The sequence below is a fragment of the Streptomyces sp. B21-083 genome, assembly GCF_036898825.1.
In the GTDB taxonomy this organism is placed as follows: Bacteria; Actinomycetota; Actinomycetes; order Streptomycetales; family Streptomycetaceae; genus Streptomyces.
This window is the reverse complement of the sequence record NZ_JARUND010000001.1, coordinates 2,219,901-2,238,394: the sequence shown is the minus strand read 5'-3', so window position 1 is coordinate 2,238,394 and position 18,494 is coordinate 2,219,901. Positions and strand designations below refer to the sequence as shown.

At 70.1% G+C, this 18,494-nt stretch carries 13 protein-coding genes and 2 pseudogenes; 9 read left to right on the top strand and 6 right to left on the bottom strand.

The genetic code is table 11. From position 1 onward, the window contains the following. Positions 1-43: 43 nt before the first annotated feature. Positions 44-1,573: a helix-turn-helix domain-containing protein gene (locus QA861_RS09775; RefSeq protein ID WP_334587832.1), complete on the bottom strand. Its 1,530-nt coding sequence runs from the start codon at positions 1,571-1,573 to the stop codon at positions 44-46. A 64-nt stretch (positions 1,574-1,637) separates the two neighbouring features. Continuing rightward, positions 1,638-1,838: a DUF4236 domain-containing protein gene (locus QA861_RS09770; RefSeq protein ID WP_006383106.1), complete on the bottom strand. Its 201-nt coding sequence runs from the start codon at positions 1,836-1,838 to the stop codon at positions 1,638-1,640. A 207-nt stretch (positions 1,839-2,045) separates the two neighbouring features. Between QA861_RS09770 and acnA the strand changes: the two genes are divergently transcribed. From acnA to QA861_RS09750, 4 genes and pseudogenes are all read left to right on the top strand, one after another. Beyond that, positions 2,046-4,763 (top strand): aconitate hydratase AcnA, encoded by a 2,718-nt coding sequence (acnA, locus tag QA861_RS09765; protein WP_334587831.1) that lies wholly within the window; start codon positions 2,046-2,048, stop codon positions 4,761-4,763. A gap of 164 nt (positions 4,764-4,927) precedes the next feature. Continuing rightward, the gene (locus QA861_RS09760) at positions 4,928-5,539 is read left to right on the top strand and encodes an ATP-binding protein (RefSeq protein ID WP_443041468.1); all 612 of its coding nucleotides are present in this window, start codon (positions 4,928-4,930) and stop codon (positions 5,537-5,539) included. Between the two features lie 154 nt (positions 5,540-5,693). After that, a complete protein-coding gene (locus QA861_RS09755; RefSeq protein ID WP_334587830.1) occupies positions 5,694-6,809 on the top strand; it encodes a lytic polysaccharide monooxygenase auxiliary activity family 9 protein in 1,116 nt (371 codons plus the stop codon). A gap of 301 nt (positions 6,810-7,110) precedes the next feature. Further along, positions 7,111-7,371, top strand: a pseudogene (locus QA861_RS09750) (glycoside hydrolase domain-containing protein); the annotation flags it as partial. A gap of 164 nt (positions 7,372-7,535) precedes the next feature. Here the strand turns inward: QA861_RS09750 and QA861_RS09745 are convergent. Continuing rightward, the gene (locus tag QA861_RS09745; protein WP_334587829.1) at positions 7,536-9,161 is read right to left on the bottom strand and encodes a PucR family transcriptional regulator; all 1,626 of its coding nucleotides are present in this window, start codon (positions 9,159-9,161) and stop codon (positions 7,536-7,538) included. Between the two features lie 244 nt (positions 9,162-9,405). Here QA861_RS09745 and QA861_RS09740 point away from each other — a divergent pair, with 244 nt between their 5' ends. The 5 genes and pseudogenes from QA861_RS09740 (at position 9,406) to QA861_RS09720 (ending at position 14,607) form a co-directional block, all read left to right on the top strand. Beyond that, complete coding sequence (locus QA861_RS09740) at positions 9,406-10,674, top strand: aspartate aminotransferase family protein (RefSeq protein WP_334587828.1); 1,269 nt, start codon at positions 9,406-9,408, stop codon at positions 10,672-10,674. Beyond that, a complete protein-coding gene (locus QA861_RS09735; RefSeq protein ID WP_334587826.1) occupies positions 10,671-13,565 on the top strand; it encodes an FAD-binding and (Fe-S)-binding domain-containing protein in 2,895 nt (964 codons plus the stop codon). The genes QA861_RS09740 and QA861_RS09735 overlap by 4 nt, the downstream gene beginning before the upstream one ends. Positions 13,566-13,627: 62 nt before the next feature. Continuing rightward, positions 13,628-13,904: pseudogene (locus QA861_RS09730) on the top strand (aldehyde dehydrogenase family protein); the annotation flags it as partial. A gap of 35 nt (positions 13,905-13,939) precedes the next feature. Further along, entirely contained in the window at positions 13,940-14,266 is a 327-nt protein-coding gene (locus QA861_RS09725; RefSeq protein ID WP_443041467.1) for a four-carbon acid sugar kinase family protein, read from the top strand. Beyond that, on the top strand, positions 14,254-14,607 hold the full coding sequence (locus QA861_RS09720; protein WP_334587825.1) for a cupin domain-containing protein: 354 nt from the start codon (positions 14,254-14,256) through the stop codon (positions 14,605-14,607). The genes QA861_RS09725 and QA861_RS09720 overlap by 13 nt, the downstream gene beginning before the upstream one ends. Positions 14,608-14,690: 83 nt before the next feature. Here the strand turns inward: QA861_RS09720 and QA861_RS09715 are convergent, their stop codons facing one another. Genes QA861_RS09715 through QA861_RS09705 form a run of 3 tightly spaced genes read right to left on the bottom strand, consistent with a single transcriptional unit; the run spans position 14,691 to position 18,450 of the window. Then, positions 14,691-15,674, bottom strand: coding sequence for a D-2-hydroxyacid dehydrogenase (locus QA861_RS09715; protein WP_334587824.1), 984 nt, complete (start codon positions 15,672-15,674; stop codon positions 14,691-14,693). Between the two features lies 1 nt (position 15,675). Continuing rightward, positions 15,676-17,127 carry an NAD-dependent succinate-semialdehyde dehydrogenase gene (locus QA861_RS09710; protein WP_334587823.1) on the bottom strand — a complete coding sequence of 484 codons (1,452 nt, stop codon included), beginning with the start codon at positions 17,125-17,127 and terminating at the stop codon, positions 15,676-15,678. 42 nt (positions 17,128-17,169) lie between these two features. Beyond that, positions 17,170-18,450, bottom strand: a complete 1,281-nt coding sequence (locus tag QA861_RS09705; protein WP_334587822.1) for an NAD(P)/FAD-dependent oxidoreductase — start codon at positions 18,448-18,450, stop codon at positions 17,170-17,172. Positions 18,451-18,494: the final 44 nt, after the last annotated feature.

Here is an 18,494-nt window from a genome sequence, read left to right as displayed (position 1 = left end):
GCCACCTCACCGTAGGCCGGGCGGGTGCGGCGGCATCGTCGCGTCAGATGTCCCGGAAGATCTCGATCTGCGCCCCCACCGAGTTGAGCCGCTCCGCCAGGTCCTCGTACCCCCGGTTGATGACGTACACGTTCCGCAGTACGGACGTGCCCTCCGCCGCCATCATCGCCAGCAGGACCACCACCGCCGGTCGCAGCGCGGGCGGGCACATCATCTCGGCCGCCCGCCAGCGGGTCGGGCCCTCGACCAGGACGCGGTGCGGGTCGAGGAGTTGGAGGCGTCCGCCGAGGCGGTTCAGGTCGGTCAGATAGATCGCGCGGTTGTCGTAGACCCAGTCGTGGATGAGGGTCTTGCCCTGGGCCGAGGCCGCGATGGCCGCGAAGAACGGCACGTTGTCGATGTTCAGGCCCGGGAACGGCATCGGGTGGATCTTGTCGATCGGCGCCTCCAGCTTGGAGGGCCGGACCGTCAGGTCTACCAGCCGGGTACGGCCGTTGTCCGCGAAGTACTCCGCCGTACGGTCGTGGTCGAGCCCCATCTCCTCCAGGACCGCCAGTTCGATCTCCAGGAACTCGATCGGCACCCGGCGCACGGTCAGTTGGGACTCGGTGACGACCGCCGCCGTCAGGAGACTCATCGCCTCCACCGGGTCCTCGGAGGGGAAGTAGTCCACGTCGACGTCGATGGTCGGTACGCCGTGCACGGTGAGCGTCGTCGTGCCGATGCCCTCGACCCGTACGCCCAGCGCCTCCAGGAAGAAGCACAGGTCCTGGACCATGTAGTTGGAGGACGCGTTGCGGATGACGGTCACGCCCGCGTGCCGGGCGGCGGCCAGCAACGCGTTCTCGGTGACGGTGTCCCCGCGCTCGGTCAGCACGATCGGGCGGCCGGGGGAGACGGAGCGGTCGACGCGGGCGTGGTAGAGCCCCTCCGTCGCCGCGATGTCGAGCCCGAACCGGCGCAGCGCGATCATGTGCGGCTCGATGGTCCTGGTGCCGAGGTCGCAGCCACCCGCGTACGGCAGCCGGAAGCTGTCCATGCGGTGCAGCAGCGGGCCGAGGAACATGATGATCGAGCGGGTCCGGCGAGCGGCCTGGGCGTCGATGGCCGCCATGTCCAGCTCGGCCGGCGGCACGATCTCCAGGTCCACGCCGTCGTTGATCCACCGCGTCCGTACGCCGATCGAGTTGAGCACCTCCAACAGGCGGTACACCTCTTCGATGCGGGCGACGCGGCGCAACACCGTGCGCCCCTTGTTGAGGAGCGAGGCGCACAGCAGCGCGACACACGCGTTCTTGCTGGTCTTGACGTCGATGGCGCCGGACAGCCGACGACCGCCGACCACGCGCAGATGCATCGGCCCCGCATACCCCAGCGAGACGATTTCGCTGTCGAGGGCTTCACCGATTCGAGCGATCATCTCAAGGCTGATGTTTTGATTGCCGCGCTCGATGCGGTTGACCGCGCTCTGGCTGGTGCCGAGTGCCTCGGCAAGCTGCGTCTGTGTCCAGCCACGGTGCTGCCTGGCGTCACGGATGAGCTTGCCGATACGTACGAGGTAGTCGTCTGCCATGGGATCGAGGTTATCTCAGATATGAGATGGCGCCTTCTGGGGAGTCCGTGCGGGTGACGTACCGTCAGCGGCGCTTGGCGGAACGGGTGCGGCGCCAGCCGAACGGTCCGGGCAGGTCCATCGATGTCGTGCGGCGCCCCGTGCTGCTGTGGGTGTGCCGCGGCCCGTGGCTGCCGCCTCCGGTCGTGATCGACCAGGAGCCCTTGTTGATGTTCAGGCGTACGCCGGGAAGTATCCGGAAGCTCTTGCGGAAGGTGAGAGGCATGGGGGTCGGTTACCCCGGATCGGCGCGGTGATGGCCACATCGCACCGCGGCCGGGCATGACCATTCGCCGCCCATGTACTAGAGTTATCTCGACATCGAGATATCTCTGCCACTAAGGCTTGCCTAACTTAGCCTTACCTTAGCGGATCGGTTAAGCGTTGTGGCGGCAGGATGCGATGAACGCGCACATCAATGAAGGAGACTGTCGTGTCGGCGAACAGCTTCGACGCCCGTAGCACGCTCAGCGTGGGCGACGAGTCGTACGAGATCTTCCGGCTGGACAAGGTGGAAGGCTCGGCTCGCCTTCCGTACAGCCTGAAGGTGCTGCTGGAGAACCTGCTCCGTACCGAGGACGGCGCGAACATCACCGCCGACCACATCCGGGCCATCGGTGGCTGGGACTCGCAGGCGCAGCCCAGCCAGGAGATCCAGTTCACGCCGGCCCGCGTGATCATGCAGGACTTCACCGGCGTGCCCTGTGTCGTGGACCTCGCCACCATGCGTGAGGCCGTGAAGGCGCTCGGCGGAGACCCCGCGAAGGTCAACCCGCTCTCCCCGGCCGAGATGGTCATCGACCACTCCGTCATCGCCGACAAGTTCGGCACGCCGGAGGCCTTCGGCCAGAACGTCGAGCTGGAGTACGGTCGCAACAAGGAGCGCTACCAGTTCCTGCGCTGGGGTCAGACCGCGTTCGACGACTTCAAGGTCGTCCCGCCCGGCACCGGCATCGTCCACCAGGTCAACATCGAGCACCTCGCCCGTACGGTCATGGTCCGTAACGGCCAGGCGTACCCGGACACCCTGGTCGGCACCGACTCCCACACCACCATGGTCAACGGCCTCGGTGTGCTCGGCTGGGGCGTCGGAGGTATCGAGGCCGAGGCCGCGATGCTGGGCCAGCCCGTCTCGATGCTCATCCCGCGCGTCGTGGGCTTCAAGCTCACCGGTGAGCTGACGCCCGGCACCACCGCCACCGACCTCGTGCTGACCATCACGGAGATGCTCCGCAAGCACGGTGTCGTCGGCAAGTTCGTCGAGTTCTACGGTGAGGGCGTGGCCGCCACCTCCCTCGCGAACCGCGCCACCATCGGCAACATGTCGCCGGAGTTCGGTTCCACCGCCGCGATCTTCCCGATCGACGGCGAGACCCTGAAGTACCTGAAGCTCACCGGCCGCGCCGAGCAGCAGGTCGCGCTGGTCGAGGCGTACGCCAAGGAGCAGGGCCTCTGGCTGGACCCGGCCGCCGAGCCCGACTTCTCGGAGAAGCTGGAGCTCGACCTCTCTACGGTCGTGCCCTCCATCGCCGGCCCGAAGCGCCCGCAGGACCGTATCGTCCTCGCGAACGCCGCCGAGCAGTTCAAGACGGACGTCCGCAACTACGTCGACGACGTCGACGAGGCGGGCAAGGAGTCCTTCCCGGCCTCCGACTCCCCGGCCGTCGCCCCGAACGGCGCGCCGTCCAACCCGGTCACCGTGACCGCCCCCGACGGTTCGACGTACGAGATCGACCACGGCGCGGTGACGGTCGCGGCGATCACCTCCTGCACCAACACCTCGAACCCGTACGTCATGGTCGCCGCCGCGCTCGTCGCGAAGAAGGCCGTGGAGAAGGGTTTGACCCGCAAGCCGTGGGTCAAGACCACCCTCGCCCCGGGTTCCAAGGTCGTCACCGACTACTTCGACAAGGCGGGGCTCACCCCCTACCTCGACAAGGTCGGCTTCAACCTCGTCGGCTACGGCTGCACCACCTGCATCGGCAACTCCGGCCCGCTGCCGGACGAGGTCTCCAAGGCCGTCAACGACCATGACCTGGCCGTGACTTCGGTGCTCTCCGGCAACCGTAACTTCGAGGGCCGGATCAACCCCGACGTCAAGATGAACTACCTGGCGTCCCCGCCGCTCGTCGTCGCCTACGCCCTCGCGGGGTCCATGAAGGTGGACATCACGCGTGACGCGCTCGGCGTGGACCAGGAGGGAAAGCCGGTCTTCCTGGCCGACATCTGGCCCTCCGAGGCCGAGGTCAACGACGTCGTGGCGAACGCCATCGGCGAGGACATGTTCAGCAAGTCGTACAAGGACGTCTTCGCGGGCGACGCCCAGTGGCAGGCGCTGTCCATCCCCGAGGGCGACACCTTCGAGTGGGACCCGCAGTCCACCTACGTACGCAAGCCCCCGTACTTCGAGGGCATGACGATGGAGACCACCCCGGTCTCGGACATCGCCGGCGCCCGCGTCCTCGCCAAGCTCGGCGACTCGGTCACCACCGACCACATCTCCCCGGCCGGCGCGATCAAGGCCGACACCCCCGGTGGCAAGTACCTCACGGAGCACGGCGTCGAGCGCCGTGACTTCAACTCGTACGGTTCCCGCCGTGGCAACCACGAGGTGATGATCCGCGGTACGTTCGCCAACATCCGCCTGCGCAACCAGATCGCGCCGGGCACCGAGGGCGGCTACACCCGCGACTTCACCCAGCCCGACGCGCCTGTCGCCTTCATCTACGACGCCTCGCGCAACTACATCGAGCAGGGCATCCCGCTGGTCATCCTGTCCGGCAAGGAGTACGGCTCCGGCTCGTCCCGCGACTGGGCCGCCAAGGGCACCGCGCTCCTCGGCGTCAAGGCCGTCATCGCCGAGTCCTACGAGCGCATCCACCGCTCGAACCTCATCGGCATGGGCGTGCTCCCCCTCCAGTACCCGGAGGGCGCCACCGCCCAGTCCCTCGGCCTCACCGGCGAGGAGACCTTCTCCTTCACCGGTGTCGAGGAGCTGAACAACGGCACCACCCCGCGCACGGTCAAGGTGACCACCGACACGGGCGTCGAGTTCGACGCGGTCGTCCGCATCGACACCCCCGGCGAGGCGGACTACTACCGCAACGGCGGCATCATGCAGTACGTGCTGCGCAACCTGATCCGCAAGTAGGCCACCTCGGCCAAGTAGCGGTTCCGGTAAGGCAGTTGAGGGCCGCATCCCCGGTGACGGGGGTGCGGCCCTGTGCTGTGCGGGGAGGCAGGCGGTGTCAGGACATGGGCCTGGGCTCAGGTTAGACACCGGGTTCCCCCAGGCAACCGGGGCACGATCAGGACATGTCTGGCACTTCTGGGGTTCGCGGCGACAACGTCCGTGTGCCCCCCCCGGTGCTGGCCGCCGGTGACGAGGCCCGGCCGCGCCGGATGGTGGCCAACCTGCTGGCCGACGCACGGGTTCACCCGCCCAGTGGCACGACGGCGGCGGCCTGCGTCGAGGTCGTGGACTACCGGTGCGTCATCCGCGTACGCGACGACGGCCCAGGCATCCCGCCGCACCTGTTCCCGTCCGTCTTCGAACGCTTCACCCGGGCCGACGCCTCCCGCGCCCGCAGTGGTTCCCAGGACGGGGGGTCGGGCCTCGGCCTCGCCATCGTGTCGGCCGTCATAGCCCCGCACCGGGGCCGCATCGACGTGGATATCGCCCCGGGGCACACCGAGTTCACGATCGAGCCGCCCACCGGCCGCCCACCGCGAGCCCGGTCCCGCAGACCACGCGCCGACCCGATCTCCGCGCGGCTGTTCGGCGGTGAGCGCGACCGTACCCCGGGAACTCCAGTCATCTGTGTGCGGCCCTTGTGCGTCAGGCGTTTACAACTTCACCCCGCGGCGCTAGCTTCGTTGGAGAGTGAGGTGGGAGCGCTCCCATACCGAGCGGACCGGAACCCGTAAGCGGGAACCGCTCCCACCTCACCACCCCCCACGCATCACACCGTGCGCATCGCGCAGCACGCGCGCCCCCAGTCGGGCGCGCCCCTTCACCCGCACGTTCCGTACGTACCGCACGACGTACGGCGCACCGCGTACGACTGAAGGAGATCATGACATGGACCTGACACGCACCTCGACCTCCCCACCCTCCTCACCTTCCCCCCGCACCCCACGCCGATTACCACTCCCCACCCGAGGCAGGGCCCTTCTCCTCGTCCTCCTGGCCCTGCTCACCGCGATTCCGGCCCTCGGTCTGGTCGTCACGGCGGGCGGTGACGCGGAGGCCCACGGCACCCCGATGAAACCCGGCAGCCGCACCTTCCTGTGCTGGGAGGACGCCCTCACGGACACCGGTGAGATCAAGGCGATCAACCCGGCCTGCAAGACGGCCCAACAGGTCAGCGGGACAACGCCGTTCTACAACTGGTTCTCGGTGCTGCGCTCGGACGGCGCTGGCCGCACCCGGGGCTTCGTCCCGGACGGTCAGCTCTGCAGCGGTGGCAACCCCAACTTCACCGGGTTCAACACCCCCAGCGCCGACTGGCCGTTGACCCATCTCACCTCGGGCGCCAACGTCGACTTCGCGTACAACGCGTGGGCGGCGCACCCGGGTTGGTTCTACGTCTACATCACCAAGGACGGCTTCGACCCGACCAAGACCCTCACCTGGGACGCGCTGGAGTCCCAGCCGTTCCTGAGCGTCGACCACCCGCCGCTCAACGGCACCCCGGGCAACGTCGAGGCCAACTACTCCTGGAACGGCAAGCTTCCGGCGAACAAGTCCGGGCGCCACCTCATCTACATGGTGTGGCAGCGTTCCGACAGTGCGGAGACCTTCTACTCCTGCTCCGACGTCGTCTTCGACGGCGGCAACGGAGAGGTGACGGGCATCAAGGACCCCGGCAACCCGCCCACCGAGCCCCCGCCCGGCGCGTGCACCGCCACCCGCACCACGACGGGCAGCTGGAACGGCGGCTACCAGTCAGAGGTGACCGTCACCAACTCCGGGACCGTGCCCATGCTCGGCTGGATGGTCGACTGGTCGCTTCCGGCGGGCCAGGCGGTGGACAGCCTCTGGAACGGCGACGCCACCTACAACGGCCAGGCGGTGATGGTCCACAACGCCAACTGGAACGGCTCGCTCGATCCGGGCAAGACAGCGACGTTCGGATACGTCGTCCGGGGCGCGGGCGGTGATACGGCGACTACTCTGCCCTGCCGGGTCGGTTAGCACCTGACCCGGACATGCGGGGCCACACACGCACAGGTGAGGCAGCTCAGGGCGGACCCGGTGGTCGATACCCACCGGGTCCGCGAGCCGGGCCGGCACGGGGGATGAGGCCCGGGTGGAGTACGTCTGGGGAGGCGACCATCTGAGACAACGTTGTCCGGCGGTCTGGTCATCACTCTATCGCTCCAACAAGCAGCATCGTCAAACCGGTTGCTCCCCACAGGAGTGGAGGCGGTACCCCGCCGGGACGACCCGCGCGCGTCCCCTCCGGGACGTCGGGCCTTCCGTGGCACCGCTGGCGTACGTCTTGGCCGCGCTCGGCATGTACCCGCAGGTGCCGTCCCGAGCCGAACTGGTCCTGGTCTCATCCCTGTTCCCGAGGATGGAGATCAACCGCCCCTAGGGCAACGACATCTCGATCCACGCACAGGGGGCGGCGGCGGACACCCCGTACGTCCACTCCCTCGCGGTCAACGGCCTGACGAGCGACCGCCCCTGGCTCCCGGCGTCCTTCGTCCGGCACGGCGGCACACGGGACTACACCCTCGCCGCCACCCCGAACCGACCCCACCTGGGGCACCGCTTGAGTATCACGCGAATTTCCGTCTGAACATCCTAGGGATGCCTGAATTCAGGATCGACGACATACCGGTCGGCTGACCTCCGATGTCTGGTTGCTGGTCGGCTGCCGAGCAGCACCGGCCGAGGCCGCAGCTCTTTTCCGCGTCAGTGGGCTCGAAGCGCATCGAGCGCGGTGAGGGCCACGTGCAGTTCGGTGCGCTGTGCGCCGGACTCCAGATCGCGGTCGAGGACCCGTTCGATGGTCCGCAGGCGTTGGTACATGGTTTCGCGCGAGAGGGCGCCCCGGCGGGCGGCGGTGGTCTTGTTGCCGGCCGCTTCGAGGTAGTGGCGCAGGGTCGCCAGCAGGTCCGTGCCGTGCTGGGCGTCGTGATCGATGAGTCGCCCGAGTCGCTGTTCGGTGTACTCCTGGATCCGGGTGTCCTCGCGGAGGGCGTACAGCAGGCGGGGCAGGTCGATGTCGGACAGCTCGTGGAAGGAACGGTCCGGGGGGAGGGGCTGGCCGGGCGGCGTGGCCTCGGCGACGCGGGCCGCCTCGCGGAACGAGCGGGCGGTGTCGGAGAGGTCCGTGATCTCCGAGCCGACGCTCACCACCGCCTGCGGGGCCGAACTCAGCACGGTGCCGCACAGGCCTTCGATGATGGGGTGCCAGGGCTGGGAGGGACGCAGCGCCAGCAGGATGCCGAGCCGGTCGGGGGCCAACTCGCCGACCAGGGCCGCGACACCTGCCGTCCGCAACTCCTGGAACAGGCGAGCCTCGGGTTCGGTTCCCCCTCCGCCGGACCGGAAAGCCACCAGGGCCGCGACGAACCGGCTTCGGTCGGTCGGCAGGCCCAGTGCCGCGCAGCGGGCGCGGGCGTCCTCGGCGGAGTGGTGGCGCTGGTCGACCAGGTCGCGAAGGGCGTTTCGGTGTGCCGTGCGTTCCCACGGGGTGGAATGGACGAGTCGGGCGACGGTCAGCGCCATCGCGGTCCTCTCCAGCACGGTGAAGTCCTCCGGCCCGAAGGCGGGACCGTCGGGGCGGGCCGGAAGCATGATCACACGGCCCCAGCGCTCGCCCTGGTACTCGACGGGTGCGGTGAGCCAGCCCGCCGGGCCGCACGTCGCCGTGGGGTCGGCGGCCCCGGTGGCTCTGGAACACCGTTCCCAACCGGTGAGCGCCTCCGCCACCGTGCCGCCGGACGGTTCGCAGATCAGTGCCTGGTGCGTCAGGTTCTCCAGGACGACCGTGCGGCCGCACATCTCCGCCGCCGCACGCACCACGTCCTCCGGGCCGGCACCGCGCAGGGTCAGGGCGGTGAACGCCTCGTGGATGCGCTGGGTACGGCGCATCGCGTCCGCCTGGTTGCCGAGCAGTAGCGCGTGCACGACCTGGGTGACCTCAAGAAAGTTGACGTCCTTGGCGAGCGTGACGAGGGGAAGGCCACGCAGGCGGCAGGCGTCGACGAGTGCGTCCGGCGGGCGGTGATAGCGGCGTACGAGCTCGATGACCAGCGCCGCGGCCCCGACGTCGGCGAGTTCGTCGACGTACCGGCGCACGCCGGGCGCGTCCTCCGGGAACGGCATTCCGGTGGTCAGGACGAGTTCGCCGCCCTTGAGGAAGGACGCGGGGTCGGTCAGTTCGGTGATGTGGACCCAGCCGACCGGCCGGTCCAGGTGGGATGCGCCGGTGACGACCTGGGGCAGTCCGGCGGCCAGGACGGGGAGGGCCAGAACGTCGGCGAGGGTGACCGCGCGGGTGGGCCCGTGGCCGGCCGGGTGGTTGTCGTTCACGGTGTCTCCAGGGGCTTCCCTGCTCGGGCCCGGCGCCGCGCGCGGGAGTGCTCGGCCACTGTGACAAGCGTCGCTGACCTGCGCAAGAGCCGTCCGTGAACGATCGGCACCCGGCATGACCCCGAAGAGGCTGACACAACGTCCGGATGTCGCGGCCCCGCCGGACAGATCGAGGGTTGGCGCACCCCTGGTCCGCACAGATGCTCGGGACACCACAGCAGACCCACCAGGCCGGGAGACGAACATGACCGCACTGTCGCCGCACCTTCGCCAGGCCACGCCCGTGGTGGCGGCCCGGGGCGAGGGCGTCCACCTCTTCGACCAGGACGGCCGCCGCTATCTCGACTTCACCGCCGGCATCGGCGTCACGAGCACCGGGCACTGTCACCCCAAGGTCGTGGCGGCGGCGCGGGAGCAGGTGGGCACGCTGATCCACGGCCAGTACACGACGGTCATGCACCAGCCCCTGCGCCGCCTCGTCGACAAGCTGGGCGAGGTGCTGCCGGCCGGCCTGGACAGTCTGTTCTTCACCAACTCCGGCAGCGAGGCCGTCGAGTCCGCGTTGCGCCTGGCCCGCCAGGCCACCGGCCGGCCGAACGTCATCGTGTGTCACGGCGGCTTCCACGGCCGTACGGTCGCCGCCGCCGCCATGACCACCTCGGGCACCCGCTTCCGCTCCGGTTTCTCGCCGCTGATGAGCGGGGTGGTCGTCACCCCCTTCCCGTCCGCCTACCGCTACGGCTGGGACGAGGAGACCGCCACCCGCTTCGCCCTGAAGGAACTCGACTACACGCTCCAGACGATCTCCTCGCCCGCCGACACGGCAGCGATCATCGTTGAGCCGGTCCTCGGCGAGGGCGGGTATGTGCCCGCCACCCGGGCGTTCATGGAGGGGCTGCGGGAGCGCGCCGACCGCCATGGATTCCTGCTGATTCTCGACGAGGTGCAGACGGGCGTCGGCCGCACCGGACGCTTCTGGGGCCACGACCACTTCGGTGTCACCCCGGACATCCTCGTCACCGCCAAGGGGCTGGCCAGCGGTTTCCCGCTGTCCGGCATCGCCGCCTCCGAGGAGCTGATGGCCAAGGCCTGGCCCGGCTCGCAGGGCGGCACGTACGGCGCCAACGCCGTCGCCTGCGCCGCGGCCTGCGCCACGCTCGACGTCGTACGGGACGAGAATCTCGTCGAGAACGCCGAGGCGATGGGCAAGCGGCTGCGCCACGGGCTGGAGGCGGTGGCCGACCGGACGCCGGGCATCGGCGACGTGCGGGGCCTCGGGCTGATGCTGGCCACCGAGTTCGTCACCGAGGACGGCGGCCCCGACGCCGAGACCGCCGCCCGTGTGCAGCGCGCCGCCATCGACGAGGGCCTGCTTCTGCTGCTGTGCGGAGCCTGGAACCAGGTCGTACGGATGATTCCGGCGCTCGTCATCGACGAGACGGCCGTGGACGAGGGCCTCCGGGCGTGGGCGACCGCGGTCGAGGCCGGAACATCGGGAGCGGCAGGGCGATGACGGACACCACCACGGCCCTGGAGCCGCTGGTCGCGCGGCTCACCGAGATCGCTCCCGGCCTGCGGGTGGAGACCGGACCGGGCTCCACCGGCCTCTACGCCTACGACGCCTCCAACTACCGCGTCCCGCCGCGGGCCGTGGTGTTCCCCCGTGACGCCGACGACGTGGTCGCGGTGCTGCGCGCCTGTCGCGAGACGGGCGTTCCGGTCACCGCGCGCGGCGGCGGCACCAGTCTGTCCGGCAACGCGGTCGGTCCGGGCGTCGTCCTGGACTTCTCCCGGTACATGAACCGGATCCTGGACATCGATCCGGTCACGCGCACCGCCCGCGTCGAGGCAGGAGTGATCCTCGACGCGCTGTGCGGCGCGACCGCCCCGCACGGGCTCACCTTCGGCCCCGACCCCTCCTCGCACAGCCGCTGCACCCTCGGCGGCATGATCGGCAACGACGCGTGCGGCAACCGGTCGGTGCGGCACGGGCGTACCAGCTCTCACATCGAGGCGCTGGAGATCGTGACGGCCGACGGCGTGCGGGCCGTCGCCGACCGCACCGGCCTGCGCGCGGCCGACCCGAACGACACGGACGCCGTACAGCGTGTCGCCCGCCTCGAAGCGGATGTGCGCCGGCTGATCGACGCCAACCTGGCGCCGATCCGCACCGAGCAGGGCCGTCTTCCGCGCCAGGTCTCCGGCTACCAACTGCACCACCTGCTGCCCGAGCACGGCTTCGACATGGCGCGTGCCCTGGTGGGCACCGAGGGCTCCTGCGCGGTCGTCACCGCGGCGACGGTCCGCCTGGCGGCGACCGCACAGGCCTCCGCCCTGCTCGCGCTCGGCTACGACGACGTGGTCGACGCGGCCGAGGACGTGCCGGAGATCCTGCGCTGGAATCCCACCGCCGTGGAGGGTATGGACGAGGCGATCGTCGCCACCATGCGCGCCCGGCGCGGTCCCGACTCCGTGACCGGACTGCCCGACGGGCGGGCCTGGCTGTACGTCGAACTCGACGGCGACGACCAGGACGCGGTCGACGCCCGCGCCGTCGAACTGCTGGACGTGCTCAGGACCCGGGGTCGCACGACCGGCGGGCGCGTCGTGCGGAGCGCGGCCGAACGGCGTGCGCTGTGGCGGGTCCGTGAGGACGGTGCCGGGCTCTCCGCCCGCCTGGTGGACGGCGGGGAGTCATGGCCCGGCTGGGAGGACGCGGCCGTCGCGCCCGAGAACCTGGCCGCCTACCTGCGCGACTTCCGCAAGCTGCTGGTCGACCACGGCCTGACCGGCGTGCTCTACGGGCACTTCGGCGCGGGCTGCGTCCATGTGCGTATCGACTTCGACTTCGCCACCGCCGACGGACGTGGGTCCGCCCGCCGCTTCCTGAGCGAGGCGGCCGCCCTGGTCGTCGGCCACGGCGGCACCCTGTCGGGTGAGCACGGCGACGGGCGGGCCCGCAGCGAGCTGCTGGAGGTCATGTACAGCCACGGGCTGATCCGCGCGTTCGCCGCCTTCAAGGAGATCTTCGACCCCGAGGGACTGCTCAACCCGGGCATCATCGTGGCACCGGCCCGGCTCGACGCCGATCTGGCACTGCACACGCCGGCCGACGTGCTGCTGCCCGTCGAGACCCTCTTCTCCTTCCCGCACGACGAGGACGGCTTCGCGGGCGCGATACGCCGCTGCGTCGGCGTCGGCCGCTGCCGCAGCGACGCGGGTGGCGTGATGTGTCCCAGCTACCGGGCCACGGGCGAGGAGAACGACTCCACGCGGGGCCGGTCCCGCCTGCTCCAGGAGATGGTGCGGGGCGAGCTGGTGGAGGACGGCTGGCGCTCGACGGAGGTGCGCGACGCCCTCGACCTGTGCCTGTCCTGCAAGGCCTGTTCCAGCGACTGCCCGGTCGGCGTGGACATGGCCACGTACAAGGCGGAGTTCCTGCACCACCACTACAAGGGCAGGCTCCGGCCCCGCTCCCACTACTCCCTCGGCTGGCTGCCCCTGACCTCCGCACTCGCCGGATACGCCGCCCGCCCGGTCAACGCGCTGCTGCGCGGACCGGTCGGCAAGCTGCTCGCCCGCCTCGGAGGGGTGACCACGAAGCGCCGGATCCCGGCCTTCGCCTCCCGGCGCGCGCTGCGCCGGGCCCTGCGTTCGGCGCGGACCGCTGAACCGGCGAAGGCCCTGCTCTTCGTCGACAGTTTCACCCGCGCCTTCCGCCCCGAGGTGGCGGGAGCGGCGAGCCGGGTACTCGCCGACGCCGGCCTCCCCTGCACGCCCCAGGACGGCCTGTGCTGCGGCCTGACCTGGGTCAGCACCGGCCAGCTGTCCATCGCCCGCCGCGTGATGGCCCGTACCGTCGCCCGGCTGGACGGCGACGACCGGCCCATCATCGTGGCCGAACCCAGCTGCGCCGCCGCCCTTAAGCGTGACGTGCCCGAACTGCTCGGCACCGACGCCGCCCAGCGTGTCGCGGCTCGCGTCCACACCCTGACCGGTGCCCTGAGCAACCTCGCCGCGCCCGGCTGGACGCCTCCCGAACTGCCGGAACACGTCGTCCTGCAGACCCACTGCCACGAGTACGCCACCTTCAAGGGCCGCCACCCACGCGACCTGCTCAGCCGCCTCGGCGTGACGAAGGTCGACGAGGCCGAGGGCTGCTGCGGACTCGCCGGCAACTTCGGCTTCGAGGAACAGCACTACGACACCTCGATGGCCGTCGCTGGACTGGCCCTGAAGCCACGCCTCGACGGCATCGACCACGAGACACCCGTAGTCGTCGTGGCGGACGGCTTCAGCTGCGCCACACAGGTCGACCACCTCGCAGGTGACCAGGGCATCCGCGCCCTGCACCTGGCCGAACTGCTCGACCCCGGCGCCGACCGATCAGGAGAGACCTCGTGATCGCCACACCCACGCGACTGTCCGTCGGCGGCGCCTGACCGGACGCCGCGGACGGCGTCACCATGCCCGTCGACGCCCCCGCGCCCGGCGACGTCCTGCGTCACGTGGCCGACGCCAGCCACAAGGACGCCCGGCTCGCGGAGGACGCGGCCGGGCAGTCGCAGGTGGCCCGTACGGCACCCCGCGTGCGCAGCGAGATCCTGCCCCGCCTACGAGATCATCGTCGGGCGCACCGACGAGCTCGCCCCTCTGATGACGTCCGGGACGGGTAAGCCGCCGACTGAGGCCGGGGGAGAGGCGGCGTACGCGGCGGAGTTCTTCCGCTGGTTGTCCGAGAAGGAGCGGGTCGGCTGACTGTCGGCTCCCGCCACTGGATGCGGACGGCCGACGGGCTGCTCCCGGTCGGCGAGAGCGAGTTCGCCCGCGACGCCACCTTCGGCTACCGCAGCTCGTCGCTGCCGGAGTGGGTCGAGGAGAAGACGGGCGGACGCGTGCCCGCGGACGAGGTCCTGCGTCCCAACCGCCTGCTTGACACAACGTCCGAACATCGTGCCCTCAACGGACAGATCACACATGGGCTCCGCGCGGGGCGTCGAAGATGCTCGATGGACCGCAGCAGTCGAACGATCCACGCCCCACCTGTGTGCCGAGACCGTGGCGTCGTTCCCCGAACCAGTGGAGGAAAAGCATGTCACTCCTGAAGACCATCGACACCGATCCCTCCTTCGCACCCCGCGAGTCCGGTCCGCTGCCGGAACGCCTGATTTCCGGCGACCCGACTTACAGGACCTGGGCCCAGGACGCCGCCCGCGGGGAAACCATCAAAACGGGCGTCTGGGAAGCCACGCCCGGCGAGACGCGCTCGATCAAGGGCGAGCTCTTCGAGTTCTGCCACATCCTTTCCGGCGTCATCGAAATCACGCCGGAAGGTGGCGAGCCGGTGGTCTACAAGGCAGGCGACAGCTTTGTCATGAAGCCGGGTTTCGTCGGTGTCTGGAAGACCATCGAAACCGTGCGCAAGATCTACCTGACCGTGTCGTGACGCCGAGGCCGCAGGGCACGAAAGGCGAGTAGCGCGCGCCCCGGCCGGTAGGAGTTACCGGCCGGGGCGCGCGCTACTCGCCTTCAGGCGGGGCGCGTCTCGTCGATCACGTATCCGCGCCGTTTGTCCACCACGTTGCGCAGCGGCCGGCCCTCGATGCGGCGGGTGAGGTTGTCGAGGAACACCTCGACGAGTGCCTCCCGCTCGCTGGTGGTCTCGCCCGCCGTGTGCGGGGAGATCATCACGCCGGGCATGTCCCACAGGGCCGATTCAGCAGGCAGCGGTTCCTGGGCGAACACGTCCAGGGCCGCGCCGGCGAGCCGGCCGGCGGCGAGGTGGTCGACCAGCGCCTCCTCGTCGACGAGTCCGCCCCGGCCTACGTTGATCAGCCGCGCCCCCGGCTTCATGGCGGCGAGCACGGGGGCGTCGACCATGCCCCGGGTGTCCTGGGTGAGGGGTGCGGCCAGGACGACGTAGTCCGCTTCCGCCAGGGCGGAACGCAGGGTCGCCGCACCGTGGACCGTGCCGAAGTCGGGGTCGTCCGCGCGGGCCTTGCGGCCCGCGCCGCACACGCGCATCCCGACGGCGCGCAGCAGCCGGGCGATGGCCCGGCCGATCGGCCCCGTCCCCCAGACCAGCACGGTGCGGCCGGTGATGCCGTCACTCGGGCGCGGACGCCACTCCCGGCGCCGCTGGTGCTCCCAGGTGCCGGGGAAGTCCTTGGCCAGGGCGAGGATCAGGCCCAGGACGTACTCGGCGGTCGGCTGGTCGTAGACACCTCGGGCGTTGGTCAGGACGACGCCCGGATCGTCCACCAGGGCGGGGAACAGGAAGGAGTCCACGCCCGCGGAAGACGCGTGCACCCAGCGTGGTGCCTTCTGCGGGTCGTCGGGCCAGGCCTCGCGGATGGCCGGGGTGGTGGTCACCCAGGCCAGGAGGGCGTCGGCGCCGGGGAGGAGGTAGGGCAGTTCCTCCTCCGTGGCGTAGACGGTGTTCATGAGGCGTTCGATGAGGCTGGTGGCCGGTGGCCGGTTGCCCCGGTAGAGGACCACGAGTCGGTCGGGCATGTCAGGCCCCAACGGGGACGGCGATGTACTTGTACTCGAGGAACTCGTCGATGCCGACGCGTCCGCCTTCGCGGCCCAGGCCGGACTGCTTGACGCCGCCGAAGGGGGCGGCCGGGTTGGAGACCAGTCCGGTGTTGAGGCCGATCATGCCGCTTTCGAGGCGTTCGGCGACGCGCAGGGCGCGGTCGAGGTTCTGGGTGAACAGGTAGGCGGCCAGGCCGAATTCGGTGTCGTTGGCGGCGGCGACGGCCTCGTCCTCGGTGTCGAAGGTACGGATCGCGGCGACCGGGCCGAAGATCTCCGTGTCGATGATCGCGGAGTCGGGCGCGATGCCGGTCAGGACGGTGGGCGGGTAGAAGCAGCCGGGGCCCTCGGGGAGTTCACCGCCGGTGAGGACCTTGGCGCCGCGCTTGACGGCGTCCCGCACGAGGTCGTGGGCCTTGCTGCGGCCGGCGGCGTCGATGAGGGGTCCGACGTCGGTGCCGGGTTCGGTGCCGGGGCCGACCTTCAGGGCGGCCATGCGGGCGGTGAGGCGTTGGGCGAACTCGTCGGCGACGGAGGTGTGGACGTAGATGCGGTTGGCGGCGCAGCAGGACTCGCCCATGTTGCGCATCTTGGCGACCATGGTGCCTTCGACGGCCACGTCGAGGTCGGCGTCGTCGAAGACGACGAGGGGGGCGTTGCCGCCGAGTTCCATGGAGGCGCGGATGACCGTGTCGGCGCACTGGGCCAGCAGGATCCTGCCGACCTGGGTGGAGCCGGTGAAGGAGAGCTTGCGGATCTTCCCACCGCGGAGGAGGGGTTCGACGACGGCGGCGGCGTCGGTGGTGGTGACGATGTTGAGGACGCCGTCGGGCAGTCCGGCCTCTTTGAGGATGCCGGCGAGGGCGAGGCTGGCCAGGGGGGTCTGGGGGGCGGGTTTGAGAACGATGGTGCAGCCGGCGGCGAGGGCGGGGCCGATCTTGCGGGTGCCCATGGCCAGGGGGAAGTTCCAGGGGGTGATGAGCAGGCAGGGGCCGACGGGCTGACGGGTGACCAGCAGGCGGTTCCTGCCGTCGGGCGCGGTCATCATGCCGCCGTCGATACGGACGGCTTCCTCGGAGAACCAGCGGAAGAACTCCGCGGCATAGGCGACCTCGGCACGCGCCTCGGCCAGGGGCTTGCCCATCTCCAGGGTCATCAGCAGCGCGAGGTCCTCGGTGCGCGCGATGATGATGTCGTAGGCGCGGCGAAGGATCTCGCTGCGTACCCGGGGCGCGGTGGCGGCCCAGGCGGCCTGCGCGGCGACCGCGGCCTCGACGGCACGTCGGCCGTCGGCGGGTGAGGCGTCGGCGACCTGGCACAGTTCCTCGCCGGTGGCCGGGTCGTCGACGGAAAGGGTTCGGCCGGACTCGGCGTCCTGCCAGGTTCCGCCGATGAACAGCTGCTTGGGAACATCACGGACGACAGTCATCGTGGGTATCTCCTTGGACGTGTGTCGGGGGCTGCCGACCGGTCAGCGGATGCGGTCCAGCGTCTTGTAGTAGGCGCCCGCGAAGGGCAGGAACCAGGCGGTGCCGTTGTAGAGGGGGATGCGGGGCGGGGCCAGGTCGCGGACGGGGCTGACCTCGGGGTGGCCGTCCAGCACCTCGGCCATGACGTGCCCCATGTGCGTGGCCATCTGCACGCCGTGGCCGGCGTACCCCATGGAGTAGTGGACGCCGTCCTCGGTCTGCCCGGCGTGCACGATGCGGTCCATCGCGAAACCGACGGAGCCGCCCCACACGTACTCGACCTTCGTCCGGGCGAGTTGGGGGAAGATCTCGCACATCTCACGGAACAGAACGGCCCCGCTCTTCTTGTCCGAGGTGGGGTCGGACGGGGCGAAACGGGCCCGGCCGCCGAACAGCAGCCGGTTGTCCGGGGTGAGCCGGAAGTAGTGGCAGACCTGGTTGGAGTCGACGAGGAGGCGGCCCTTGGGGATGATCTCCTGGGCGAGCTCCTCACCGAGCGGCTCGGTCACGATGATGAAGCTGCCCACGCTGACCTGCCGGCGGCGCAGCCACGGGAAGTTCTTGTCGGTGTAGGAGTCGGTGGCCATCATGACCTGCCCGGCGCGGATCACACCGCGCTCGGTGCTGACCTCGAACCGGCCGGCGGCGGTACGCCGCACGTCGATGGCCGCGTTGCGCTCGTGGATCTCGACACCGGCGCGCTCGCACGCCTCGGCCATGCCGAGCACGAAGCGGCCGACGTGCAGTGCGGCGCTGAACGGGTCGAGCAGGCCGCCGTGGTAGGCGTCGGAGCCGATCTCGGAACGCAGTTCGGACTTGCTGATCAGCGTGGTCTCGTGTCCGAAGTACTTGGCCAGGTCGCGCTGTTGGCTCTTCTTGCTCTCGAAGTGGGCGGGGCGGGAGGCGAGTCCCAGGCGTCCGACGCGGCGGAACTGGCAGTCGATGGACTCCTCGTTCACCAGCCGCTCGACGGTGTCCACGGCCTCGCCGTAGGAGTTGTAGATCTCGCGCGCCCGTTCGAGACCGTAGCGGCGGATGGCCTGGCGTACGCCGATGGTGAAGCCCAGGTTGGCCATGCCTCCGTTGCGCGCGGAGGCACCGGAGCCGATCTGGCCCTTCTCGACAAGGGTGACACGGGCGCCCTTGCGGGCGGAGTGGAGGGCGGTGGACAGGCCCGTCAGGCCGGCGCCGACGACCACCAGGTCGGTGTCCTCGGTCAGCGGCTTGCCGGACCGGTCGGGAAACACCCCAGCGGTTTCGATCCAGTAGGGAATCGTCTTCATCTCAGGGGTCCTTTGCGGAAAGTTTCGAAGTGGGGCGCGGCCGG